Source organism: Burkholderia sp. IO2 (genome assembly GCF_029522185.1).
In the GTDB taxonomy this organism is placed as follows: Bacteria; Pseudomonadota; Gammaproteobacteria; order Burkholderiales; family Burkholderiaceae; genus Burkholderia; species Burkholderia cenocepacia.
In genome coordinates this window covers 207,141-231,307 of sequence record NZ_JAKWFH010000001.1, presented here as the reverse complement: position 1 = coordinate 231,307, position 24,167 = coordinate 207,141, and the positions used below count along the sequence as shown (strand labels likewise).

At 68.4% G+C, this 24,167-nt stretch carries 22 protein-coding genes; 7 read left to right on the top strand and 15 right to left on the bottom strand.

Annotation, left to right across the window (positions count from 1 at the left end; genetic code table 11):
* Window positions 1-57: 57 nt before the first annotated feature.
* The 7 genes from hpaI to MMB92_RS00915 are packed head-to-tail and all read right to left on the bottom strand — an operon-like array spanning window position 58 to window position 5,973.
* Window positions 58-864: a 4-hydroxy-2-oxoheptanedioate aldolase gene (gene hpaI / locus MMB92_RS00945; RefSeq protein WP_034202416.1), complete on the bottom strand. Its 807-nt coding sequence runs from the start codon at window positions 862-864 to the stop codon at window positions 58-60.
* Window positions 865-876: 12 nt separating this feature from the next.
* Complete coding sequence (gene hpaH, locus MMB92_RS00940) at window positions 877-1,680, bottom strand: 2-oxo-hept-4-ene-1,7-dioate hydratase (protein ID WP_006490710.1); 804 nt, start codon at window positions 1,678-1,680, stop codon at window positions 877-879.
* 20 nt (window positions 1,681-1,700) lie between these two features.
* Entirely contained in the window at window positions 1,701-2,093 is a 393-nt protein-coding gene (locus tag MMB92_RS00935) for a 5-carboxymethyl-2-hydroxymuconate Delta-isomerase (RefSeq protein ID WP_006494969.1), read from the bottom strand.
* Between the two features lie 44 nt (window positions 2,094-2,137).
* Window positions 2,138-2,986 carry a 3,4-dihydroxyphenylacetate 2,3-dioxygenase gene (gene hpaD / locus MMB92_RS00930; RefSeq protein ID WP_006494970.1) on the bottom strand — a complete coding sequence of 283 codons (849 nt, stop codon included), beginning with the start codon at window positions 2,984-2,986 and terminating at the stop codon, window positions 2,138-2,140.
* Between the two features lie 46 nt (window positions 2,987-3,032).
* A complete protein-coding gene (gene hpaE, locus MMB92_RS00925) occupies window positions 3,033-4,496 on the bottom strand; it encodes a 5-carboxymethyl-2-hydroxymuconate semialdehyde dehydrogenase (protein WP_277562458.1) in 1,464 nt (487 codons plus the stop codon).
* 26 nt (window positions 4,497-4,522) lie between these two features.
* The gene (locus tag MMB92_RS00920) at window positions 4,523-5,287 is read right to left on the bottom strand and encodes a fumarylacetoacetate hydrolase family protein (RefSeq protein WP_034202418.1); all 765 of its coding nucleotides are present in this window, start codon (window positions 5,285-5,287) and stop codon (window positions 4,523-4,525) included.
* The gene (locus MMB92_RS00915; RefSeq protein ID WP_006490705.1) at window positions 5,284-5,973 is read right to left on the bottom strand and encodes a fumarylacetoacetate hydrolase family protein; all 690 of its coding nucleotides are present in this window, start codon (window positions 5,971-5,973) and stop codon (window positions 5,284-5,286) included. Before MMB92_RS00915 ends, MMB92_RS00920 begins: the two co-directional genes overlap by 4 nt.
* A gap of 153 nt (window positions 5,974-6,126) precedes the next feature.
* On the opposite strand from MMB92_RS00915, the gene hpaR reads away from it, so the two are divergent.
* The gene (gene hpaR / locus MMB92_RS00910; protein WP_006490704.1) at window positions 6,127-6,567 is read left to right on the top strand and encodes a homoprotocatechuate degradation operon regulator HpaR; all 441 of its coding nucleotides are present in this window, start codon (window positions 6,127-6,129) and stop codon (window positions 6,565-6,567) included.
* Window positions 6,568-6,639: 72 nt separating this feature from the next.
* Here hpaR and MMB92_RS00905 read toward each other — a convergent pair whose 3' ends face one another.
* Window positions 6,640-7,851: an SDR family oxidoreductase gene (locus tag MMB92_RS00905; protein ID WP_212167860.1), complete on the bottom strand. Its 1,212-nt coding sequence runs from the start codon at window positions 7,849-7,851 to the stop codon at window positions 6,640-6,642.
* A gap of 649 nt (window positions 7,852-8,500) precedes the next feature.
* Between MMB92_RS00905 and MMB92_RS00900 the strand changes: the two genes are divergently transcribed.
* The 4 genes from MMB92_RS00900 to MMB92_RS00885 all read left to right on the top strand — a co-directional run bounded on the left by MMB92_RS00900 (window position 8,501) and on the right by MMB92_RS00885 (window position 13,097).
* Entirely contained in the window at window positions 8,501-8,848 is a 348-nt protein-coding gene (locus MMB92_RS00900; protein ID WP_109342429.1) for a DUF3564 family protein, read from the top strand.
* A 414-nt stretch (window positions 8,849-9,262) separates the two neighbouring features.
* Window positions 9,263-11,158 carry a penicillin-binding protein 2 gene (locus MMB92_RS00895; RefSeq protein ID WP_048985571.1) on the top strand — a complete coding sequence of 632 codons (1,896 nt, stop codon included), beginning with the start codon at window positions 9,263-9,265 and terminating at the stop codon, window positions 11,156-11,158.
* A gap of 159 nt (window positions 11,159-11,317) precedes the next feature.
* Window positions 11,318-12,313 carry an arabinose ABC transporter substrate-binding protein gene (locus MMB92_RS00890; protein ID WP_006483551.1) on the top strand — a complete coding sequence of 332 codons (996 nt, stop codon included), beginning with the start codon at window positions 11,318-11,320 and terminating at the stop codon, window positions 12,311-12,313.
* A 19-nt stretch (window positions 12,314-12,332) separates the two neighbouring features.
* Window positions 12,333-13,097, top strand: coding sequence for an SDR family oxidoreductase (locus MMB92_RS00885; RefSeq protein ID WP_006483553.1), 765 nt, complete (start codon window positions 12,333-12,335; stop codon window positions 13,095-13,097).
* 70 nt (window positions 13,098-13,167) lie between these two features.
* Here MMB92_RS00885 and MMB92_RS00880 read toward each other — a convergent pair whose 3' ends face one another.
* The 4 genes from MMB92_RS00880 to MMB92_RS00865 all read right to left on the bottom strand — a co-directional run bounded on the left by MMB92_RS00880 (window position 13,168) and on the right by MMB92_RS00865 (window position 19,035).
* The gene (locus MMB92_RS00880; protein WP_006493088.1) at window positions 13,168-14,883 is read right to left on the bottom strand and encodes a cation:proton antiporter; all 1,716 of its coding nucleotides are present in this window, start codon (window positions 14,881-14,883) and stop codon (window positions 13,168-13,170) included.
* Window positions 14,884-15,092: 209 nt separating this feature from the next.
* Window positions 15,093-16,520 carry a cytochrome c gene (locus tag MMB92_RS00875; protein ID WP_060265898.1) on the bottom strand — a complete coding sequence of 476 codons (1,428 nt, stop codon included), beginning with the start codon at window positions 16,518-16,520 and terminating at the stop codon, window positions 15,093-15,095.
* Window positions 16,517-18,295 (bottom strand): GMC family oxidoreductase, encoded by a 1,779-nt coding sequence (locus MMB92_RS00870; RefSeq protein ID WP_011547848.1) that lies wholly within the window; start codon window positions 18,293-18,295, stop codon window positions 16,517-16,519. The genes MMB92_RS00875 and MMB92_RS00870 overlap by 4 nt, the downstream gene beginning before the upstream one ends.
* Window positions 18,295-19,035 (bottom strand): gluconate 2-dehydrogenase subunit 3 family protein, encoded by a 741-nt coding sequence (locus MMB92_RS00865; protein WP_080330954.1) that lies wholly within the window; start codon window positions 19,033-19,035, stop codon window positions 18,295-18,297. The genes MMB92_RS00870 and MMB92_RS00865 overlap by 1 nt, the downstream gene beginning before the upstream one ends.
* Window positions 19,036-19,435: 400 nt before the next feature.
* Here MMB92_RS00865 and MMB92_RS00860 point away from each other — a divergent pair, with 400 nt between their 5' ends.
* Window positions 19,436-19,747 carry a 2'-phosphotransferase gene (locus tag MMB92_RS00860; protein WP_012493299.1) on the top strand — a complete coding sequence of 104 codons (312 nt, stop codon included), beginning with the start codon at window positions 19,436-19,438 and terminating at the stop codon, window positions 19,745-19,747.
* 19 nt (window positions 19,748-19,766) lie between these two features.
* On the opposite strand, the gene MMB92_RS00855 is transcribed toward MMB92_RS00860, so the two are convergent.
* Window positions 19,767-20,183, bottom strand: a complete 417-nt coding sequence (locus MMB92_RS00855; protein ID WP_043204794.1) for a DUF3995 domain-containing protein — start codon at window positions 20,181-20,183, stop codon at window positions 19,767-19,769.
* Between the two features lie 296 nt (window positions 20,184-20,479).
* Between MMB92_RS00855 and ald the strand changes: the two genes are divergently transcribed.
* Complete coding sequence (gene ald, locus MMB92_RS00850) at window positions 20,480-21,595, top strand: alanine dehydrogenase (protein WP_006494982.1); 1,116 nt, start codon at window positions 20,480-20,482, stop codon at window positions 21,593-21,595.
* Between the two features lie 40 nt (window positions 21,596-21,635).
* Here the strand turns inward: ald and polX are convergent, their stop codons facing one another.
* Together polX and MMB92_RS35230 are read right to left on the bottom strand one after the other, a co-directional pair.
* Window positions 21,636-23,414: a DNA polymerase/3'-5' exonuclease PolX gene (gene polX / locus MMB92_RS00845; protein ID WP_212111064.1), complete on the bottom strand. Its 1,779-nt coding sequence runs from the start codon at window positions 23,412-23,414 to the stop codon at window positions 21,636-21,638.
* 149 nt (window positions 23,415-23,563) lie between these two features.
* Entirely contained in the window at window positions 23,564-23,956 is a 393-nt protein-coding gene (locus tag MMB92_RS35230) for a TraR/DksA family transcriptional regulator (RefSeq protein WP_012493297.1), read from the bottom strand.
* Window positions 23,957-24,167 lie beyond the last annotated feature (211 nt).

The window sequence follows — 24,167 nt, the reverse complement described above, 5'->3', positions numbered from 1 at the left end:
ATGACGCCGCGCGACGAACGGCCGGCGCCCGGCACGGGAAAACCGCCCGCCGCTGCGTCAATACGTGCCGTCGCCCTGCTTCGCGGCGGCGCCGCCGCTCCCCTTGAACTGCGCGGCGAGCCGCTCCGCGCTCCGTGCCAGCAGCGTCGTATCGACGCCGACCGCGACGAACGACGCGCCCGCTTCCAGATAGCGCCGCGCGGCTGCTTCATCCGCGCTCAGGATGCCCGGCGCCTTGCCGGCCGCCTTGATCGCGCGGATCGCGCCGTCGATCGCGGTCTGCACGTCCGGGTGCCCCGGATGGCCGAGATGGCCGAGATCGGCCGCAAGATCAGCCGGCCCGATGAACACGCCATCGACGCCGTCGACCCGCGCGATCGCATCGATCGCCTCCAGCCCCGCGCGCGTCTCGACCTGCACGAGCACGGCCATCTCGTCGTTCGCGCGATGCAGGTACTCGCCGACGCGATTCCACCGCGATGCGCGCGCCAGCGCACTGCCGACACCGCGAATCCCGTGCGGCGGGTAACGGGTTGCCGCCACCGCCGCGCGCGCCTCGTCCGCGCTCTGCACCATCGGCACGAGCAGCGTCTGCGCGCCGAGATCGAGCACCTGCTTGACGATCACCGGATCGTTCCACGGCACGCGCACGACCGGATGCGACGGATACGGCGCGATCGCCTGCAGTTGCGCGAGGATCGTCGGCACCGTGTTCGGCGCATGTTCGCCGTCGATCAGCAGCCAGTCGAAACCGGCGCCCGCGACCACTTCGGCGCTGTACGGATTCGCGAGACCGAGCCACAAACCGATCTGCGCGTCGCCGCGCGCGAGCGCGGCCTTGAAGACATTCGACGGAATCTGCATCGTTCGCTCACCTCACTCGAAATAGCACTGGATCGTCCCGAGCGGGCCGTAGTCGACGCTGAACGTATCGCCCGAGCGCGCCGCGCACGGCCGCGTAAACGACCCGCCGAGCACGATCTGCCCCGGCTCCAGCGCGACGTCGAAGCGCGACAGCCGGTTCGCGAGCCACGCGACGCCGTTCGCCGGATGGTTCAGCACGCCGGCTGCCACGCCGGTTTCCTCGACCACGCCGTTGCGCGACATGATCGCCGCGACCCAGCGCAAATCGACGTCCTGCGGGCGCACCGGCCGGCCGCCGATCACGACGCCCGCGTTCGCCGCGTTGTCGGCGATCGTGTCGAACACCTTGCGCGGCCGCTGGGTGTCGGGGTCGATCGACTGGCTGCGCGCGTCGATGATCTCGAGCGCGGGCACCACGTAGTCGACCGCGTCGTACACGTCGAAGATCGTGCAGTTCGGGCCGGTGAGCCGCTTGCCGAGCACGAACGCGAGCTCGACCTCGACGCGCGGCACGATGAAGCGGCCGGTCGGGATCGTGCCGCCGTCCGCGAAGAACATGTCGTCGAGCAGCGCGCCGTAGTCGGGCTCGTCGATCTGCGACGAACTCTGCATCGCCTTCGACGTGAGGCCGATCTTGTGTCCCTTCAGCGTGCGGCCTTCCGCGAGCTTGAGGGTTACCCACGCGCGCTGGATCGCATAGGCGTCGTCGATCGTGATGTCGGGATGGTCGAGCGAGATCTGGCGGATCTGCGTGCGTGCGCGCTCGGCGTCGTGCAGACGGTGCGCGAGCTGGTCGATGAGGGCGGGTTCGAGCATGGTCGGATCGGGAATGGGGTTCAGCCGGCCCGCTTGTAGCGGGCGTGAATGTTGTTGTGCTTGTACGAGCCGCTTTCGCTGAACTCGGTCAGTTCCATCGACAGCGCGAGATAGCGTTTCGCGTACAGCTCGGCGAAATGGGCCTTGATCGCGTCGAACAGCGCGTCGCACGCGGCTTTTTTCTGCGCATCGGTGCGGCCCGAGCCGATCTTCAGCGTCACGTGGACGAACGCGTCGTCCTCCGTGCCGTCGGCGACGCAGTAGTCGTGCAGCTCGATCGCGCGCGACCGGATGCCGCCGGTCGGGAACACGCCGCCCTGCGCGATCAGCGTCGCGTTGATCGTGCGCAGCAGCGCGGGAATGCGAGCGTCGTCGCGGATGTTCGCGGTGTATTCGACGACGATGTGTGGCATGGCAACTCTCCGGTCGGATTCGAGGGCGTGGCGGGCGGCAACGCTCAGGGCAGCGGGAAGATCGCGTTGATCTGCCCGGTGCCCGAGCTCGCGAAATAGTCGGTGACGATCTCGACGGGCCGGTCGTAACGATCCCAGCCGAGCAGCCCGAGCAGCATCGCGGTGTCGTGCATGCCGCCTTCGCCGTGGCAATGCGTGTTGTACTCGGGCAGCATCGCGCAGAAGGTCTTGAAATCGCCCTGCTTCCACAGCTCGACCACGCGCAGGTCGACCTGCCGGAAGAATTCGCGACTGATCTGATGGATCGATTCCTCGGGGCTGCCGTTGTCGTTGAAGCGGTGCGACAGCGAGCCGCTCGCGAGGAACGCGACGTTCGAATCGCTCTTCTCGATCGCTTCGAGCAGCGCCTCGCCGAAGCGCCGGCTTTCGTCGAGCGTGTGCCACATGCACCAGCCGGCGATCGACACGACCTTGAAATGCTGGTCGCCGTTCATGTAGCGCATCGGCACGAGCGTGCCGTATTCGAGTTCGAGGCTGTCGATCTCGTGTGCGCGCGTCGCGACGCCGCGCTCGGTGGCCGTTTCGGCGATCAGCCGGCCGAGCGCCGGGTTGCCCGGATACGCGTACTGCATGTCGCGGATGAAATGCGGCAGCTCGTTGCTCGTATAGGTGCCCGCGAACCGCGCATTGCAGTTCACGTGATAGCCCGCGTTGACGAGCCAGTGCACGTCCGACACGACGATCGTGTCGACGCCGAGCGCGCGGCAACGCTCGCCGATCAACTGGTGGCCGCGGATCGCCGCTTCACGGCAGCCGTGATGCTTGCCGGGCAATTCCGACAGGTACATCGACGGCACGTGCGTGATTTTCGCGGCGAGGGACAGTTTGCCCATCGTTCAAGTCTCCCTATCGTTCTTGCGACAACACGGCCTGCGCCCGTCACACGCCCCAGCGCGGGACGTGATGCGAACCCATCGAAATGCACACGTTCTTGATCTCCGCGAACACCTCGAAACTGTACTCGCCGCCCTCGCGCCCGGTACCCGATTCCTTCACGCCGCCGAACGGCTGGCGCAGGTCGCGCACGTTCTGGCTGTTGACGAACACCATCCCGGCCTCGATGCCGCGCGCGAGGCGATGCACCTTGCCGACGTCCTGCGTCCAGATGTACGACGCGAGGCCGTACGCCGTGTCGTTCGCAAGCCGCAGCCCGTCGTCTTCGTCGTCGAACGGGATGATGGACGCGACCGGCCCGAAGATCTCCTCCTGCGCGATGCGCATCCGGTTGTCGACGTCGGCGAACACGGTCGGCCGCACGAAGTTGCCGTTGCGCAGATGGTCGGGCAGCCCGGCCGGCTTGTCCGCGCCGCCGGCGACCACGCGCGCGCCTTCCTGCTCGCCGATGCGGATGTAGCCCGTCACCTTTTCCCAGTGCTGGCGCGTGATCATCGCGCCGAGATTCGTGCCCGGATCGGCCGGATCGCCGACCACCAGGTTGTTCGCGCGGCGCGCGAATTCCTGCACGAAGCGGTCGTAGATCGTGCGTTGCACGAAGATCCGCGAGCCGGCGGTGCAGCGTTCGCCGTTGATCGAGAAGATCGTGAACAGCGACGCGTCGAGCGCGCGATCGAAATCGGCGTCGTCGAAAATGAGCACCGGCGACTTGCCGCCGAGCTCCATCGAATACTTCTTGAGGCCCGCGCGTTCCATGATCCGCTTGCCGGTGACCGTGCCGCCGGTAAACGACACCGCGCGCACGTCCGGATGCCGCACGAGCGCATCGCCGGCCGTCGCGCCGTAACCCTGCACGACGTTCAGCACGCCGGGCGGGATGCCGGCTTCGAGCGCGAGCCGGCCGAGCTGGTCGGCCGTCAGCGGTGACAGCTCCGACATCTTCAGCACGGCCGTGTTGCCGAGCGCGAGGCACGGCGCCGTCTTCCACGTGGCCGTCATGAACGGCACGTTCCACGGCGACACCAGCGCACATACGCCGACCGGCTGGTACAGCGTGTAGTTGAGCATCTGGTCGTCGACCGGATAGGTGCGCCCGTTCATCTGCACGCACACTTCCGCGAAGAAGTTGAAGTTCTCGGACGCGCGCGGAATCAGCTGCTTGCTCGTCTGCGCGATCGGCAGGCCGGTGTCCTGCGTCTCCAGCGCGGCGAGCATCGGCACGTTCTTCTCGATCAGCTCGCCGAGCTTGCGCATCAGCTTTGCGCGCTCCTTGGCCGGCGTGTTCGCCCATTTCGGGAACGCTTCCTTCGCGGCGCGCACGGCCGCGTCGACCTCGGTCTCGCCGCCCGACGCGACGTCGGTGATGACTTCACCCGTCGCCGGGTTCAGCGTCGTGAAGGTTTCGCGGCTCTCCACTTCGCGGCCGCCGATCCAGTGCTTGATGGTCATGTGCTCTCCTTCCTTGGGCGACGGCCTCAGCCGGCGCGATAGTAGTCCGCTTCGCCGACGATCGTGTTCACGAGCCGGCCGATCCCTTCGATTTCGGTCACGACTTCGTCGCCCGGCTGCGTGTCCGCCAGCCCCTCGGGCGTGCCGGTCAGGATCAGGTCGCCCGGCGAAAGCGTCATGAAGCTGCTGATGTGCTCGATCAGCGCCGGCACGTCGAACACCATGTCGCGCGTGCTGCCGCGCTGCGTCTCCCGGCCGTTCACCGTCGTGCGCAGCATCAGGTCGCCCGCGTCGCCGATCTCGTCGCGGCTGACGAACCACGGCCCGAGCGGCGTGCAGGTGTCGCGGTTCTTCACGCGCAGGTTCGGGCGGTAGTAGTTTTCGAGATAGTCGCGGATCGCGTAGTCGTTCGCGACCGTATAGCCGGCCACGTAGTCGATCGCCTGCGCGCGGCTCACGCGGCGCGCCGGGCGGCCGATCACGACGGCCAGCTCGCACTCGTAATGCATGTGCGTGGCGTCCGCCGGGCGCACGGTGAGCGACCGGTGGCCGACGAACGTGTTCGGCCCCTTCAGGAAAATCAGCGGCTCGGTCGGTGCGTTGAACGCGAGTTCCTTCGCGTGGTCGGCGTAGTTCAGGCCGAGCGCGAAGGTCGTGCGCGGCGCGACGGGCGGCAACCACGCCACCGCGTCCTCGGCCACCACCCGCCCCGTATCCAGGCGGATCGCGCCGTCGCCTGCCGGTTCGGCCGCATGCAGTGCGCCGTTGTAGATCACGCGCGCCGTCTTCATCGTGCTCCCTCCGCCATCAGCGTATGCCGCAACGTGCCGATGCCGGCCGCGGCGATCTCGATCGTGCTGCCCGCGCGGGCATGCGGTGCGCCGCCCGCGACGCCGAGCAACAGCACGTCGCCCGCGTCGAACGACATGAACGCCGTCACGTCGGCGATCAGCGCGCGCACCGGGCGAATCAGCGTCGCGGTCGACGCGGACGCGGCCACCTCGCCGTCGATCCGCACCGTCAGGCCGATCGCGTCGACGTCGGCGAGCGCGGCGGCCGGCACGATCGCCGGGCCGAGCGGGCAGAAACCGTCACGGCACTTGAAGCGCACGGCCGGCCGGTAGTAGTCGGGATGCGGCACCGACACGTCGCTCGCGAGCGTGAAGCCGTGCACGTAGTCGAGCGCCTGCGCGGCCGCCACGCGCGTCGCGCGCCGGGCGAACACGACGGCCACCGACGCGCCGATCTCCAGCGCATCGACGCCGGCCGGCACGACGACGGCGGCGCCGTCGGCCGCATGCGTGTTGGCGGATTTGATGTACAGGATCGGCGCCTGCGGCGGGCGGCCGTAAGGCGGCGCATTCACGGCGTCGCCGAGCGCGTCGAGCGCCGCGCGCTCGTTGAGCAGCGCCCCGTAGACGGTACCGATGGCGACCGGCAACGGCGGCGCCGCGGCGGTCGTGCAAGACAGCTCCATGCGTCATTCCCCTGCCGCGCGTCGCGGCGCATCGTCAATAGTTAATATCTTAAGTAAACAATCGTGCGCTGGCAACCTCGATTACCCTGATAGGCGAAATTCATCAGCTTCGGCTGTTAAGATTGATGCGTCCCCGTCCTCTGCTCTCCCCCGATGAACCGTACGCTCGACCATCGCAACCTGGCCATGCTGCTGCTCGAGGCTCGCGAAACGCTGATGGGTTTGTTTCGCCCCATTCTCAAGGAATTCTCGCTGACCGAACAGCAATGGCGGATCATCCGCGTGCTCGACGGCGAACCGGCGCAGGCGCTCGAAGCCGGTCAGATCGCGAAACGCTGCTGCATCCTGAGCCCGAGTTTGACCGGCGTGCTGGAACGGATGGAGCGCGACGGCCTGATCACGCGCACGCGTGCGCAGGAGGATCAGCGCCGGCTGCTGGTCAGCCTGACGCCGCAAAGCAGGAAACTGGTGACGGAAATCGGTCCGCGCATCGACGAGCAATATCGTCAGCTCGAGTCGCGGTTCGGCCAGGACGGCCTCGAAGACATCTACCGCGCGCTCGACCGGCTCATCGAGCTCGGCAGCCACGCGTAAAAACGGCGCCCGCCCGCGATCGGCAGGAACGGGCGCCGGTGTGGCGCGGGCGGTCGTTCGCGTGAACGGGCCCTAATGGATCGCGCCGCGCATCAGCTCGGTCACGGCCACGCCGCGCGACGTGCGCATGCACTCCTCGACGTAATCGATGAACGGCAGCGGCTCGAAATCGATTTCGTCGCGCACGCGGCGATTGTCGAACACGCGATCGACCGTCGCGAATTCCCCGCAGCGCTGCAGCGCCCGGCCGATCACGCGCTCGAGCGCCGGATCGGGGCGCCCGAGCACGTCGCGCACCACGAGCGGCAGCTCGGCCGGCGCGCACGCCGCGTAGCGCGGCGCCCCGGTCATCCCCGCCGCCTCGTCCATCGCGCGCACGATCTGCGCGACCTGCGGCGCCTCGTCGCCGGCCGACACGTGATAGACGTCGTGCGCGAGCGTCGGCTTGACGGCCAGCAGCATCGTCGCGCGCGCCACGTCGTCCACCGACACGATGTCGATGCGCGTCATCGGCCGCGCGGTGAAGCGGCGCGCCGCGTGCGCGAGCCGGAACATCCAGAACGAATTCGGCGCGGGCCGCGTCCCGAGCACCGTGTGGCCGACCACATGCGACGGCCGCACGACGACGAGCGGCAGTCCGAGCGCGCGCAGGCGCTGCTCCGTTTCCGCCTTCGCGTGCAGGTAGTCGGCCGCGAGCACCGCGCCCGGCAGCCCGTCGTCGCCCGGCGCGGCGTCGTTCCCCGCGTCGCGCTCCGCCTCCTCCTGCACCATTCCGCCGCGGCCCGCATGCGCGTAGGCCGTGCCGACGTACACGAAGCGCTGCAGGCGCGGCGCGCGCGCAAAGCGTTCGGCGAAGTGCACCGCATCGGCGATGTCGGCCCGCAGATGCGCGCCGTCGGCCGGCGACGCGTGGCCCGCGCAGTGAATCACGTGCGTCGCGCCGGCCAGACGCGGTGCATCGGCGCCGTGCCACACGTCGCCGAGCGCGCCGACGATCACGTTCGCATCGGTCAGGCGCGACGCCCAGTACGGCGCAAGCCCCGCGCGCAACGCCGCTTCACGCAGCCGCGCGACCGCATGGCCGCGGTCCTGCGCACGCACGACGCAGACGATGCGTTCGAGCAGCCCTGCATTGACGAGCGCCGTCAGCACGGTACTGCCGATGAAGCCGGTGGCGCCGGTCAGCACCAGCCGTCCGACGTTCGCCGCCGCGACCGGTGCGCTGGCCGGCGACACAAGGCTCGTCCGCCAGTTGAGCGACAACGCGGTTTTCCAGATCAGCACGATAGTCTCCTTCGAAGAGTCGGCCGGGCGGCGCGGTGCCTGCGGTTGCGGGCGGCGCACGGCTCACCGGCCGGGCCGGGGCTGACGCGCGCCCCGGCGGCTCCCGATCGGGCGTGCGGCCTGCGATCGCGTCGATCGCGCTCTGGCACGAGGTGGCGGCAGCCGGCGCGGACGGGCGTCCGCGGCACAGGATCGGGAAGGTCCCAGTGTGGGGCCCGAACGCATGCAAGTCTGTCCCGAAAGTTTCGCGAAAGTGTGCCGATTTGTACGCGATTGTCGGAGTGTGTCGTGCCGGCCGCCGCGTCAACACGCTGAAACGTTCGCTCGGGCCGCGTCCGGGCGGTGCCGGATCGCACTCCCGCGGCGGTTTCGGCGGCGGCCGGCGCGCGACCGATCGACGCGGCCGGCGGCACTGTCATCCCATGTCTGGACCGCCGCGCGTCTTCGCATGGACACCGCGATCGCCGGTGTCCCCCGCGTGTGCTGACGCCTCGGGAATGACCATGAATCGTCAGACGTCGTTTCATCTGAAACCGAAATAGACCCAATACGGATTTATTGCGGATTATCACTTGCGTTTCACACCAGTCTATCTAGACTGTTCAAGTCCAAACGGTCGAATGTGTCATTTTTTTCAGGAGACGACGCAATGCGCCTCACCATTCGGATTAATGGCAGCGAATCGGCAACCCGGCATTCCTTCGCGGTACTGTGGGTCGATACCGACGAGGGGCTGTGGTCGCGCGAGGCACATCAGGGCATCGACCTTCCGACCTGGGGCAAGATCCGCGACGTCGAGGGCGCGATGGCGCTCTGCGCGGCCGACAGCGGCAATGCCGTCTGTCAGTTGAAGGGGTTGTCGTTCGATGCGACGCGGCGTGAACAAGGCCCCGCGGTGCTCGCCGGCGAACATCCCGACGGCGCGTGGCGGCTGCAGGCGGTCGATACCTGCACCACCCAGCCGGAATATCGGGAATTTATTTCCGTTGCCCGATAGGTATTATTGACATGAATCGTCTGCGGTTTTCGGGTTTATTCCGGTATCGGTGATATTCATTTCGATATTCAGCATGAATGGCGCCTCGGTTCGAGGCGCTTTTCATTTTCTGGATTAAAGAAATAACCGGGGTGCGGGCAATTGATCGCGCGCCGGGACGCTCGCGATCGCGCGGCGGCGAAGACCGCACGCTCGGATCGGCATGCGACGCTCGTGCGTGTTTCGTCCTGTGCAGCCGCCGCGAATGCCTGCCCGGCCCCGCCTTCCTCCCTTTTCCGCCGTGTTCCCGATCGCCTGCCATTCGCCTTTTTGCGGGGCCGGAACATACTTTCCCCACACGGTGTTTACTCATTTATTACAATCGCATTATTCAGACTGACCCGCCGCCGCCCGGCGGCCCGACCCGGCCATTGCATGAGCGTAAAAAAGAAGACCCACCCTGCCGATCCGTACGCAGCGGCGACCAAGAATCCGATGCTCGCGTCGCGCCTGCCGATGTGGCGCTCGCGGCTGATCGTGGTCGTCGTGTTCCTCGCGTTCGCCGCGCTGATCGCGCGCGCTTTCTGGGTGCAGGTCGCGAACCAGGATTTCTACGTCGGCCAGGGCCAGAAGCGTTATCAGCGCACGATCGAGCTCGACGCGATGCGCGGGCGCATCGTCGACCGCAACGGCGCGATGCTCGCGGTCAGCCTGTCGACCTATGAAATCTGGGCGAACCCGAAACAGGTCGCCGACACCGATTACCCGCAGATCGCGAAGCTGCTCGACATGCCGCTCGTCGAGGTGAAGCGGCGTCTCGGCAACGACAAGACGTTCGTGCTGCTCAAGCGGCAGGTCGACGCGGATACCGCGAGCCGGCTCGACAAGCTCGCGATCGACGGCATCACGCAGATCGCCGATTCGAAGCGCTTCTACCCGGAAGGCGAATCGGCCGCGCACGTGGTCGGCTTCACGAACGTCGAGGACAAGGGCCAGGAAGGCGTCGAGCTCGCGGCCAACGCGCGCCTGCAAGGCACGTCCGGCCAGCGCGAGGTGATCCGCGACCGGCTCGGCCGCATCGTGTCGGACACGCGCCCGCTCGTCCCCGCGCAGCACGGCGCGACGATCGAGCTGACGATCGACCGCCGCATCCAGCAGCTCGCCTTCAGCCAGCTCAAGGCGGCCGTGATCGAGAACAACGCGGTAGCCGGCAGCGTCGTCGTGCTCGACGCGCAGAACGGCGAGATCCTCGCGCTCGCGAACTACCCGACCTTCGATCCGAACGACCGCGCCCGCCTCACCGGCCAGCAACTGCGCAACCGCGCGGTGATCGACACGTTCGAACCGGGCTCGACGATCAAGCCGCTCGTCGTCGCGCTGTCGATCGACGAGCGCAAGGTCACGCCGAACACGATCATCAACACGTCGCCGGGCACCTACAAGATCGGCCCGGCGGTGATCCACGACACGTCGAACCACGGGTCGCTGACGGTATCGCAGGCGCTGCAGAAGTCGAGCAACGTCGCGCTCGCGAAACTGGCGCTGAACCTGCCCGCCGAAACGATCTGGAACAAATACCAGGAGTACGGGATCGGCCGCGCGCCGGAGCTGACGTTCCCGGGCGTCGCGTCGGGCCGGCTGCGCGGCTACAAGCGCTGGCGGCCGATCGAGCAGGCGACGATGGCGTACGGCTACGGGCTGTCGATGTCGCTGCTGCAGATCGCGCAGACCTACACCGCCTATGCGGGCGACGGCACGCTGCACCCGGTGTCGCTGCTGAAGAACGGCACCGATCAGCAGACGATCGACGCGCACCGCGGCCACCGCGTGACGTCGCCGCAAACCGCCGCCGCGATCCGCTCGATGCTCGAGATGGCGGTCGGCGAAGGCGGCACGGGGCGCCGCGCGCGCGTCGACGGCTACCGGATCGGCGGCAAGACCGGGACCGCGCGCAAGCAGGTCGGCGCGAGCTACGCGAAGGGCAAGTACCGCGCGCTGTTCGCGGGGATGGCGCCGATGAGCAACCCGCGCCTGATCGTCGCGGTGATGATCGACGAGCCGCGCGGCAAGGGTTACTACGGCGGCACGGTGGCCGGCCCGGTGTTCGCGTCGGTCACGAGCGGCTCGTTGCAGCTGCTCGGCGTGCCGCCCGACGCGCCGGTCGAAGCGGAGAAGAACGCGCCGGTGAAGGCCGCCGCGCCGCAGAAGACGGTCTCCGCGCCGAAAGCGGCGGCAGCGACGACGGCCGTCACGCAGAAACCGTCGGCGTCGCCCAGGACCACCGCGCAAGCCGGCCCCCCCGCACCCGCGAAGCCGGCCGCCGCCGGCTGACGAAGCCACGGGCGGTGCCGGGTCCGCATCGCCCCGCCCCATCCCACTCTCTAGGAACGCACCGCATCATTTGAGCGTTCCCGCCGCGTCCTCCTACAATTTTTGCGCGCCGCAGGCGGCCTTGCCTGCGCGCCCGACTACAACAACGGAGAGAGACGCATGCGATTCCACTGGAAAACGCTCGTGCTGGCCACCGCGAGCGTCACGCTGCTGGGCGGCGCCCCGGCCCGGGCGGCCGATGCCGCCGACGTGAAGATCGGCTTCCTCGTCAAACAGCCGGACGATCCGTGGTTCCAGGACGAATGGCGCTTCGCCGAACAGGCCGCGAAGGAACAGCACTTCACGTTGATCAGGATCGCGGCGCCGAGCGGCGAGAAGGTGTCGACTGCGCTCGACAGCCTCGCCGCGCAAAAGGCGCAAGGCGTGATCATCTGCGCGCCCGACGTGAAGCTCGGCCCCGGCATCGCGGCGAAAGCCAGGCGCGCGGGGATCAAGCTGATGTCGGTCGACGACCAGCTCGTCGACGGCCACGGCGCACCGCTCCCGGGCGTGCCGCACATGGGCATCTCCGCTTACAAGATCGGCCAGCAGGTCGGCCAGGCGATCGCGGACGAGACGAAGCGGCGCGGCTGGAATCCGGCCGAAGTCGGCATCATCCGGCTCGCGTACGACCAGTTGCCGACCGCGCGCGAGCGCACGACCGGCGCGGTCGACGCGCTGAAGGCCGCCGGCTTTCCGGCCGCGAACGTGATCGACGCGCCCGAGATGACGGCCGACACCGAAGGCGCATTCAACGCGGCGAACATCGCGCTCACCAAGCATGCGAACTTCAAGCGCTGGGTCGCATTCGGCTCGAACGACGACACGACAGTCGGCGCGGTGCGCGCCGCCGAGGGGCGCGGCATCGGCGCGGATGCGATGGTCGCGGTCGGCATCAACGGCAGCCAGATCGCGCTCAACGAGTTCGCGAAGCCGAAGCCGACGGGCTTCTACGGTTCGATCCTGCTGAATCCGCGCCAGCACGGCTACCAGACGAGCATCAACATGTACGACTGGATCACGAAGAACCAGGCGCCGCCGCCGCTCGTGCTGACGTCCGGCACGCTGATCACGCGCGACAACGAGAAGCAGGCGCGCGCCGCGCTCGGCCTGTGAACCCGCACCAGGAGCCGACATGACACGCACCACCCTCGTGACGGGCGCCGCCGGCGGCATCGGCCAGGCGCTGTGCCGCACCTTCCTCGCAGCCGGCGACCGCGTGCTCGCGCTCGATCGCGACCGCGCGGCGCTCGACCGCTTCATCGGGACGCTCGCCGATGGGCGCGCGACGCCGGTCGTCGACGATCTCACCGACGCCGAGCGCCTGTGCTCGATGCTCGAATCGCATCCGGAAGTCGACGTGCTGGTCGCGAACGCGGGCACGGCCGCCTCGACCACGCTGCGCGACACGACGCCCGCAAGCTGGCGCACCGATCTCGATGCGAACCTGACCGCCACCTACGTGAGCGTGGAAGCCGTGCTGCCCGGCATGCGCGCCCGCGGGCGCGGCGCGATCGCGATCATCGGTTCGGTCAACGGCGTGCATGCGCTCGGGCATCCGGCCTACAGCGCGGCGAAGGCCGGGCTGATCAGCTACACGAAGTCGCTCGCGATCGAATACGGCCGCGACGGCGTGCGCGCGAACATCGTGTTGCCCGGCACGGTCAAGACACCCGCGTGGGAAGCGCGCGTGCAGCGCAACCCGCAGGTATTCGAGCAATTGAGGAAATGGTATCCGCTCGACGATTTCGCGACGCCCGACGACGTCGCGCAGGCGGCGCTGTTCCTGTGCTCGCCGGCCGCGCGGATCATCACTGGTGTCGCGCTGCCGGTCGACGGCGGCCTGCTGGCCGGCAATCGCGTGATGGCGCAGGAACTGACACTCGAGACGTTCTACTGAGACTGAAGCCGGCAGCGCCGGCGGCCGCCCGCGCCGCCGTGCGCTGCCCGGTGCGCGATGCCGCGCGCCGTCAATGCGCGGCCGCGACCGGCTTCGCCATCCGGCCGAGCACGTGCTCGGTCATCCCGCGCGCGAGTTCGGTCTCGCCCATGAACACGGTGCCGATCCCCTCGTTCGACAGCAGCGCGGCCTCGTCGCTACTGTTCGTGCACAGCACGACTTCGAGCGTCGGGTTGAGCGTGCGCGAAATCTCGACGATCTGCCGCACGTCGAACACGTCGGGCAGCGTGACGACCAGCATCCCGGCGCGGGCGATATGCGCCTGCACCAGCACGATCGGCTCGATCGCGTCGCCCGACACGGCCGCGATGCCGTCCGCGCGCAGCTTCTCGACGAGCTCGCGATTCTGCTCGACGACGACATACGCGATCCCCCGCTCGTCCAGCGCATGCGCGATCCGCGTGCCGACCTTGCCGTAGCCGACGATCACGACCTGCCCGGTCAGGTGCGTCTGCGGCGTCGACATCGGCAGCGCGGCGAGCGGATCGTCGCGCGCCTCGAGCTTGCGCGCGAACGCCGAATGCTTGCGAATCCACGCGAGCGCCGGATCGATCATCGCGAACAGCAGCGTGTTCATCGCGATCGAGATCAGCGCGACCGCGAGAATCAGGCTCTGCCCTTCGGCCGACAGCAGCCCGAGCGCACGGCCGAGCCCCGCGAGGATGAACGAGAATTCGCCGATCTGCGCGAGGCCCGCGCCGACGGTCAGCGCGGTGTTCAGCGGATAGCGGAATGCGATCACGAGCGCGACGGCCGCGACCGTCTTGCCGATCAGCACGATCGCCGCGACCTCGATCACGTGCAGCGGCTCGTCGAGCAATACTTTCGGGTCGAACAGCATGCCGACCGAGATGAAGAACAGCACCGAGAACGCGTCGCGCAGCGGCAGCGTCTCGTCGGCCGCGCGCCGGCTGAATTCCGACTCGCGCATCATCATCCCGGCGAAGAACGCGCCGAGCGCGAACGACACGTCGAACAGCTTCGCCGCGCCGAACGCGATGCCGACCGCCGCCGCAATCATGCAAAGCGTGAACAGCTCGCGCGAGCCCGTGCGCGCGACGAGCCACAGAATGCGCGGGAACACGCGCTTGCCGACCACCAGCATCAGCGCGATGAACGCGGCGACCTTCAGCATCGTGACGCCGAGCGTGCTCCACACGCTGCCGCCGGCCGCGTGCGCGTCACCGGGCGGCGTGCCGCCGAGCAGTCCCGCCACCGGCGGCAGCAGCACCAGCACGAGCACCATCACGAGATCCTCGACGACCAGCCAGCCCACCGCGATACGCCCGTTGACCGTTTCGACGAGCCCGCGTCCCTCGAGCGCGCGCAGCAGCACGACGGTGCTCGCGACCGACAGCGCCAGCCCGAACACCAGCGCCGCACCGAGGCTCCAGCCCCAGGTGAGCGCGAGCCCGCCGCCGAGCAGCGTCGCGACGGTGATCTGCACGATGGCGCCCGGCAGCGCGATCTTGCGCACCGCGAGGAGATCGCCGAGCGAAAAATGCAGGCCGACGCCGAACATCAGCAGCATCACGCCGACTTCCGCGAGCTGCTGCGCGAGCGACAGATCGCCGACGAAACCGGGCGTGCCGGGGCCGATCACGATCCCGGCAAGCAGATAGCCGACGAGCGGCGGCATTTTCAGCAGCGACGCGAGGTAACCGAAGATCATCGCGAGACCGAAACCGGCCGCGAGCAACGCAATCAGGCTGACGTCATGAGGCATCCCCCCTCCCAAGCTCTTGTAACTATTTAGTAAGGTTCAAGAGTGAAAGGATAAGGGATGAGGCGGAAGAATGGCGCGCAGCCGCGAAAATTTCACGCGGCGGCGCCGGTTGGCGGGGCGCGACCCCGACGAAGTGAAAGGCATGGCGGGCCCGGTCGCACGTCGACGTGGACCGCGCGACAGGCGGGGCGAGCGCCCCGCCGCTCCCGTCAGCGCGACGCTTGCGGGAACCGCGCGCCCGGCGGCGGCTCGGGCCGCGTCGACGGCACGCTCTTGCGCACCTTCGCGACCTGCGCGGCCGTCACCGGCGCGCCCGTGTTGCCCCAGCTCGTGCGCACGAAGTTCGACACGTCCGCGACTTCCTGGTCCGACAGGCGCCAGCCGAACGGCGGCATCGTGAAGGTCGACGGCGCGGTGCGCGTGCCCTGCAGCGCGCTGCCTTCCAGCACGACGTGGATCAGCGAGGTCGGATCGTCGCCCTGCACGACCGGGTTGCCGGCGAGCGCCGGGAACACGCGCGTGTAGCCGTGGCCGTCGCTGCGGTGGCAGGCCATGCAGTTGTCGCGATAGACGGCCGCGCCCGGCTTGCTCGCGTCGCCGGTCTGCAGCGCCTTCGCGGCGGCCGCGTCGTACACGTGCGGCTGCTCGCCCTGCACGCGCGGCGGCAACGTCTTCAGGTAGCGTGCGATCGCGTTCAGGTCGTCGTCGGTCATGTGCTGCATGCTGTGGCCGACCACGTCCGTCATCCCGCCGAACGCGGCCGTGCGCAGCGTACGGCCGGTCTTCAGGAACTGCACGATCTCGGTTTCGTTCCACGTGCCGAGGCCCGTGCGCGGCTCGCCGCGCAGGCTGGTCGGCACCCAGCCGTCGATCGCCGCGCCGCCGGCCAGGAAGTCGAGGCCGTCCGCGTCGGTCAGCCCGCGCTCCTGCATCGTCGGCGCGCGCGGCGTGTGGCATGCGCCGCAATGGCCGAGCCCCTGCACCAGATACGCGCCGCGGGCGACCACCGGGTCGGTGTACGGCGCCGCGTCGAACGGCTTCGGCGCCGGCGCGAACAGCTTGCGCCAGATGCCGAGCGGCCAGCGCATCGACAGCGGCCACACGATGTCCACCTTGCGGTTCTCGTGCTCGACCGGCGCGACGCCGTGCATGAAGTACGCGTACAGCGCCTTCATGTCGTCGTCGGTCAGGCGCGAATACGACGGGAACGGCATCGCCGGATACATCGTGTCGCCGTTCTTGCGCACGCCTTCGCGCACCGCGCGGGTGAAGTCCTCATAGGTCCAGCCGCCGAGGCCCGTCTTCGGGTCCGGCGTGATGTTCGTCGAGTAGATGCCGCCGATCGGCGTGTCGAACTTCAGGCCGCCGGCGAACGGCTTGCCGCCGTTCGCGGTGTGGCAGGCGATGCAGTCGCCCGCGCGGGCGAGGTATTCGCCGCGCTTCACGAGCGCCGCGTCGGCGGACTGCGCGACAGGCGCAGCCGCCGCGCCCGAAGCCGCGGCCGGCGTAGACGCCGGCTGCGCGAACGCGGCGCCGCCCGCCAGACCGAATGCCGCCCAGGCCGTGCCGATCGCCAGCGCGCGCCGCAGCGGGGACACCGGGCGCGCGGCGTTGTGGTGGTTCATCGTCCTCTTCATACGGTCACCAGCGGGGCGGGATTTTTCAGGTATTGCTCGCGGATCGCACGTGCCGACCAGTAGGCCAGCGCCGCGATGATCCCGGTCGGGTTGTAGCCGATGCCCTGCGGCAGCGCGGACGCGCCCATCACGAACACGTTGTGCACGTCCCAGCACTGCAGGTAGCGGTTCAGCACGCTCGTCTTCGGGTCGGTGCCCATGATCGCGCCGCCGACGAGGTGGGTCGTCTGGTACTGGCGCGAGTCGAAGTGCTTGCCGAACTCGCGGGTCGACACGCCGATCGCCTTCGGCCCCATCGCTTCCGCGATCTTCTTCATCTGCCCGGTCACGTACTGCGCCATCTTGATGTCGTTGTCCTTCCAGTCGAACGTCATCCGCAACAGCGGCTGGCCGTACGAATCGCGATAGGTCGGGTCGAGATCGAGATACACGTCGCGGTACGACATGTTGGTGCCGTGCGCGTCCATCGAGATCGTGTGCGCGTAGTTGTCCTTGACGGCCTTCTTCCACGCCGAGCCCCACTGCGGCGTGCCGGGCGGCGTGGCGATGCCGCTGATCGGCTTCACGCCGGCCTGGTTCACCCACAGCGGCGAGCCGCCGACGAAGCCGAGCGGGCCGTGGTCGAAGTTGTCCGCGTTGAAGTCGTCCACCGCGACGCCGTTGCCGCCCGCCCCGATGAACGGGTTCGTGTAGGTGTCCTTGTCGAAGAACGCCTTGATCGTCGACAGGTTCTGGTACGCGAAATTGCGGCCGACCACGCCTTCGCCCGAGATCGGATCGTACGGCTTGCCGATGCCCGACAGCAGCAGCAGGTGCACGTTGTGATACTGGAACGCGGCCACGATCACGAGATCGGCCGGCTGGTGCACTTCACGCCCGGCCGGATCGACGTAGGTGACGCCCGTCGCGCGCTTCTTCGTGTCGTCGAGGTCGACGCGCAGCACGTGGCACTTCGAGCGCAGCTCGAAGTTCGGCGCCTGCTTCAGCGCGGGCAGGATGTTCAGGTTCGGCGACGCCTTCGAATACATGTAGCACGCGTAGCCGCTGCAGTAGCCGCAGAAGTTGCACGGGCCCATCTGCACGCCGTACGGGTTCGTGTACGGGCCCGACGTGTTCGCCGACGGCAGCCGGTACGGATGCAGGCCGAGCGAATGCGCCGCATCGAAGAAGCGCTGCGCCGAATAGGTGTTGAGCTGCGCGGGCAGCGGGAAGTTGTCGCTGCGGTTCGCCTCGAACACGTTGCCGTCGCCGACCACCTTGCCGCCGACCTTGTACGCCTGCCCCGACGTGCCGAACACCTTCTCGGCGAAATCGAAATGCGGCTCGAGCTCGTCGTACGTGACGCCCGTATCCTGGATCGTCATCCCTTCGGGGATGAACTTCTTGCCGTAGCGCTCTTCATAGTGGCTGCGCAGGCGCAGCTCTTCCGGCGTGATCCGGAAGTGCACGCCCGACCAGTGCAGCCCCGCGCCGCCGACGCCTTCGCCCGGCAGGAACGCGGCGAGCTGCCGGTACGGCAGCGCGGTGTCCTGCAGGCCGTGGCGGATCGACACGGTCGTCTTCGACAGGTCGAGGAACAGCTTCTTGCGGATGTTGTAGGTCAGCTCGTCGATCGTGTTCGGGTACGCGCCGTCCGGATAGGTGTCGCGATATTCGCCGCGCTCCAGCGCGACGACGTTCAAGCCCGCTTCGGTCAGTTCCTTCGCGAGAATCGCGCCGGTCCAGCCGAAGCCGACGATCACCGCATCGACGTGCGGCTTCTTGTCTGCGGCCATCAGCTGCGCTCCCCGTTGATCGAGACGGGGCCGTACGGATAAGGCTTGCCGCTCTGGTTGACGAAATCCATGAAGTCCGCGCGTGCGCCCGGGAAACCGATCATCTTCCACGCGGCCATGTCGCGATTGCCGCCATGCACCGGATCGCAGAAGTAGCCTTCGCGCGTGTTCTGGAGCAACTGGCCGAGGAACACGCCGGGCGGGACGTCGTCGATCTGCGCGCCGCCCTTCTCCAGCGCGCCGAGCACCGTGTCGCGCGTCGGCGCGTCGAGATCCGCGAACGCCTTGCCGTGCGCCTTTTCGCAATAGCGGTTGACGGCCGCGATGCCGAGCCGGTAGATGTCGCGCGGCACCAGCTTCAACTGGTAGCCGAGCTCGGGCACGCCCTGCTGGAACGGCCCCTGCATGTACCACGTCGCGCCGTGCGCATACGGCGTCTCCATCTGGCGATCGATGAATTCCGGCACGCCCGCTTCGAGCGCGCCGGGGCCTTCGGCGTCGGCCGGAATCAGCCGGTCGACGGCAGCCTGGACGAACGCCCATTCCTTCGCATCGAAAAAGGTCGGCTTGTACGGCGCGCGTTCGGCGCTGGCCGACGCAGTGGACGCGTTGCCGGCGGTCGTCGCGGACGGCGACGACGAATGCAGGTCGCAGCCGGCGACCGACGCGATCGGCACGAGCGCGACCGACTTGCGCAGGAAACGGCGACGCGAATTGGGTTTGTCAGGTGGCGTGGACATGGTCGGATGTTGATCGTTGGGGATCGGGGTTCGGACGCGCGCATTCCGCATGCCGCGTGCCCGGCACGGCAGCCGTGCCGCAAGCGGCCGGTCGCCCTGTTCTTTCGTGTGTTGCGCACAACCTCGACGCTGGCGCCCGGCCGCGATTCGCGGTGGCGCCGTCATTGCAGCCGCACTCGCCCCGGGGCCGGCGGCGTTGCGCGGATCGACCTCTTTGCGGGCCCTATCGTCGGACAAATACCGGCATCGGCCGGCATCTTTCCGTCATCGCCCATGACCCTTATTCAACTTAGACGTCGCGCCTGCCGACGGCAAGCGCAACGTGCACGACCCTCTTTCCGGGCTTGGCGACGAGTGCCGCGAATTATATATGGAACCGGTTCCATTGCTAGAGGGTTCAATGCAATTCAGTGCATCGAAATCAGCAACAATGGAAAAACCGGATGCCGGAATGTGCAAGGATGAGGAAATGGCGGACAGCGACGATCAGGCGGCGACGGAACCCGGCGCCCCTCATCACGTGTATCTGCCGGCGGACATCCGGACGGCGCTGGCCGTCGGCGCGCGTTACGGCGTGCCCGCAATCCTCGAAGTGGCGGCGCAGCTGATGCACCGGCAGGGCCACACGTTCTTCGCCGCCGAAAACGATGTGTGGCTGATCGATGCCGTGCCGGCCGAATATCTCGAGCTAATCGATACGCGCGCGGATTGAATCACGCACCGTTCCTCTCTCACCACGGCCAGAACATCGACGCGATCGACAGCGCCAGCGCCGCGCACAGCGGCGAGTAATACAGCGTATCCATCCGCGCGAAACGCGACCCGCGAATGCGTTTGAAGAAGCCGACGTAGCGGAAATCGCCGACGGCCCGCACCGCGAAGATCAATGCGAGCGCAACGATCGCGAACGCGATCGTGCAGGGATACGCGTTGCGCCCCAGCCAGCCGGCACGCGCGGCGACCGCGCCTGCACCGCCCAGCAGCGCGAGCGCGACGGCAAGCGTGCCGACCGCAGTCGGCCGCAACAGCGGTACGCCATCCTGCTCCGGAATGGCCGCGCGCTTGCCCAATCGCCCGCCGAACGCCCAGTACACGTGCACGAGCGCGATGGCGCAAAGCGTCGGTACGCTGAAATACGCAGCGGTCATGTCGATCAAGGTCCTCGTCTCGTTGTCTCGTCGTTTTGCCGAAAGGTGTTCGGCTCGCGGCCCCGGCCCGCGCCACGCATGACGATACCGAAACCCGGTCACGCGCACATTGCGACGTCCGGTCGCAACCGACGGCGATGCATGCTGCGTTGCAGTGCGCATGCGTCGTCGCACAGCCCGGTCGCTTGACTTCCCTCCGCGCACTACTACCCTGTTATTCCAGTACTGCGGTCGGCCTGCCGCTGCGCGACCGGCTGCTCGCACGACGACGATAACGAAGGCCATGGAGGCGACTCATGCTGATCGGTGTGCCGAAAGAGATCAAGAACCACGAATACCGCGTCGGCCTCACGCCGGCCGGCGCGCGCGAACTCACGCGGCACGGCCATCGCGTGCTGGTGCAGCGCGGCGCGGGTACGGCGATCGGCCTGCTCGACGACGACTACACGGCCGCGGGCGCGTCGCTCAGCGACGGTGCCGAGGACATCTTCGCGCGCGCCGACATGATCATCAAGGTCAAGGAACCGCAGCCGGCCGAATGCGCGATGCTGCGGCGCGGCCAGATCCTCTACACATACCTGCATCTCGCGCCCGATCCCGATCAGGCCGCCGCGCTCGTGAAATCCGGCGCGGTCTGCATCGCGTACGAAACCGTGACGGGCCCCGGCGGCGGCCTGCCGTTGCTCGCGCCGATGAGCGAAGTCGCGGGCCGCATGTCGATCCAGGTCGCGGCGACCCACCTCGAAAGCCCGCGCGGCGGCCGCGGCCTGCTGATGGCCGGCGTGCCGGGCGTGCCGGCCGCGCACGTCGTCGTGCTCGGCGCCGGCGTGGTGGGCACCGGCGCGCTGCAGATGGCGGTAGGCCTCGGCGCGCGCGTCACCGTGCTCGACAACAACGTGAACCGGCTGCGCCAGCTCGATCTCGTGTTCGCCAACCGGATCGCGACCGTCTGTTCGAATGCGCAGACGGTCGACGAAGCCGTGCGCGATGCCGACGTCGTGATCGGCGCCGTGCTCGTGCCGGGCGCGTCGGCGCCGCGGCTCGTCACGCGCGACATGATCGCGACGATGCGCAAGGGCGCGGTCGTCGTCGACGTCGCGATCGACCAGGGCGGATGCTTCGAGACCTCGCATGCGACCACGCATGCGGCGCCGACCTTCGTCGTCGACGGGGTCGTCCACTACTGCGTCGCGAACATGCCCGGCGCGGTCGCGCGCACGTCCACCTTCGCGCTGAACAATGCAACGCTCGGCCATGCGCTCGCGCTCGCCGACAAGGGCTGGAAGCAGGCGATGCTCGACGATCCGCATCTGCGCGCGGGCCTGAACGTGTGCGACGGTCACATCACGTACGAAGCGGTCGCGCTGGCGCTCGGCCTACCTTACGTCCCCGCGACCGGCGTGCTCGGATGACCCTGCCGGCATGAGCTGAACGCATCGCGACCGGCCACGCTCACGCGCCCTTCGACCGACTCCGCTTCGCACCGCCGCCCGCGCTGCCCGCACCGCCCATCGTGCGCGCCAGCAGCGGCCGCAGTTGCGCGAGCGTGCGCGTGTTCAGCACGTCCTGCCGCGTCAGCCAGCCGCGCCGCGCCTGATCGACGCCGAACGCGAGGTTGTCGAGCTCGTCCGCGCTGCATGCATCCGAACCGATCGCGACCGGCACGCCGGCCTTCGCGGCCTCGCGGCACCACACGTCCGGCAGGTCGAAGCGCCGCGGCTGTGCATCGAGTTCGACGAAACAGCCGCGCGCGGCAGCCTGCGCGAGCACGCGCGGCACATCGAGTTCGCAGGCGTCGCGCTCGCCGAGCAGGCGGCCGGTCGGGTGCGCGAGAATCGAGAAATGCGGATGATCCATCGCGCGCAGCATGCGATCGGTCTGCGCGCCGCGCGGCAGGTCGAAGCCGTCGCGTACCGCACCGACCACGAGATCGAGCCGGCTGAGCAGCGCGTCGGGCACGTCCAGGCTGCCATCCTCGCGAATGCCGGCCTCCACGCCCTTGAGCAACACGAAATCGTCGAACGTCGCGTTGAGGCGATCGATGTCGTCGAGTTGCCGCGCGAGCCAGTCGAAACCGTTGCGAGCGCCGCCGTCGGGTGGGGCGCGGTCGGTGACGGCCAGATAGGCGAGCCCGCGTGCACGCGCGGCGGCGGCCATCGCGCGCAGGCCGTCGCGGCCGGCCGACGCATCGGTGTGCGCGTGCAGGTCGCCATGGAGATGCTTGCGCTCGACCAGCGCCGGCAGCGTGCCGGCACGCGACGCATCGATCTCGCCGCGATCCTCGCGCAACTCGGGCGGCACCTCGTGCAACCCGATGGCCGCGTAGACCGATGCCTCCGTCGCCCCGGCAATCCGTTCGTCGCCACGAAACACGCCGTATTCGTTGATTTTCAGGCCGCCGGCCTGCGCGAGCCTGCGCAGCGCGATGTTGTGCGCCTTCGATCCGGTGAAGTAGACGAGCGCCGCGCCGAACGCATCGGCATCGACGACCCGCAGGTCGACCTGCAATCCGTTGACGAGCATCACGCTCGAGCGCGTCTTGCCGTGCGCGAGCACGCGCGCCACGTCGTCGTAGCCGACGAACGCTGCGGTGACCGCGCCCGCGTCGCGCGCGGTGACGAGGATGTCGAGATCGCCGACCGTCTCGCGGCGGCGGCGGAAGCTGCCGGCCGGCACGGCCTGGCCGACACCGGTCACCGCCCGCAGGCGTTCGAGCAACGGCATCAGCGCATGTGCGGCGTCGGGCAGCAGGAAGCGTTGCGGCTCGCGCTGCAGGCGATCGTCGATCGCTTCGAGCAGATGCGCTTCGGTTTTCGCGCCGAAGCCCGGCAGCTCGCGCACATGCCCGCTCTTCGCTTCGGCGCGCAACTGTTCGAGCGAATCGACGTTCAGCGCGTCATGCAGCGCCTTCACGCGTTTCGCGCCGAGCCCGGGCACGTCGAGCAGCTCGACGATCGCGCCCGGCAGCGCATGACGCAAGGTTTGCTGCAGTTCGCAGGTGCCGGTCGCGGCGATCTCGCGCAGCTTCGCCGCAAGATCGGCCCCGATCGACGGAATCTTCCCGAGATCGTCGCCTTTCGCGATCATCGTCGGAATATCCCGGCCGTAGTCGGCGATCGTACGCGCGGCGTTGCGGTACGCACGCACGCGAAACGGGTTGGCGCCCTGGATCTCGAGCATGTCGGCGATCTCGGCGAACACGGCCGCGCACTCGGCATTGTGGATCGGCATGATCGGCGTGGCTCCCTTCCACGTGGATGGCGCCGCGCCCCTGCGCGACGGCGTCTGCCCGCCCGGCGCCGCATGTCGACGCCGCCGGGCGCCCGTTGGTCATCCTGCGCCGGCCGCGCGGCGCGTACCGCGCGGCTGGAGCCGCGGCGTCAGAGCGACGCGCGCGGTGTCGTCGCGTAGCGTCGTTCGTAGATCGATTGGCAATGCGTGCAACGTTCGGCGGTCGGCCGCGCCAGCAGCCGCTCGTAGCCGACCGCGCCGTCGCAGTCGATGCATTCGCCGTAACTGCCGTCACGCATCCGCTGCTGAGCGCGCCCGATCGCGCGCAGTTCGGTCAGCTTCATCCCGATCAACGCATGGTCGACGTCGACGAACAGGTCGGCATTCGCCTCGTCGCCCTCGTCCGGCGCCGCGCCGGCCAGATCCGCATAGGATTCCGACGCGCGTTGGTCTTCGCTCGTGCGGATCTCCGCACGCAGCGCCTGCTCGCTCTCGTTCAGCCGCTGTTTCAGCGTCTGCCGTTGTTGTTGGTCGAGCGACATGGCCGTCTCTCCTGTTCCGGTTCCGCGCGAAGAAAGGCGGCGCGCGGTATCGCGCCGGTGCGCGACGCGCAGGCATGACCTGCGCCGCCGCATCCGGATGATGCGACCGGACGCGCAAAACGCCGGACGCATTCGACGCAGGATAAACCCATTGAACACGCGTGTGTTGACCGGAATCAGCGTGCCGGTCATGCGACGGCGGAGGGACGAA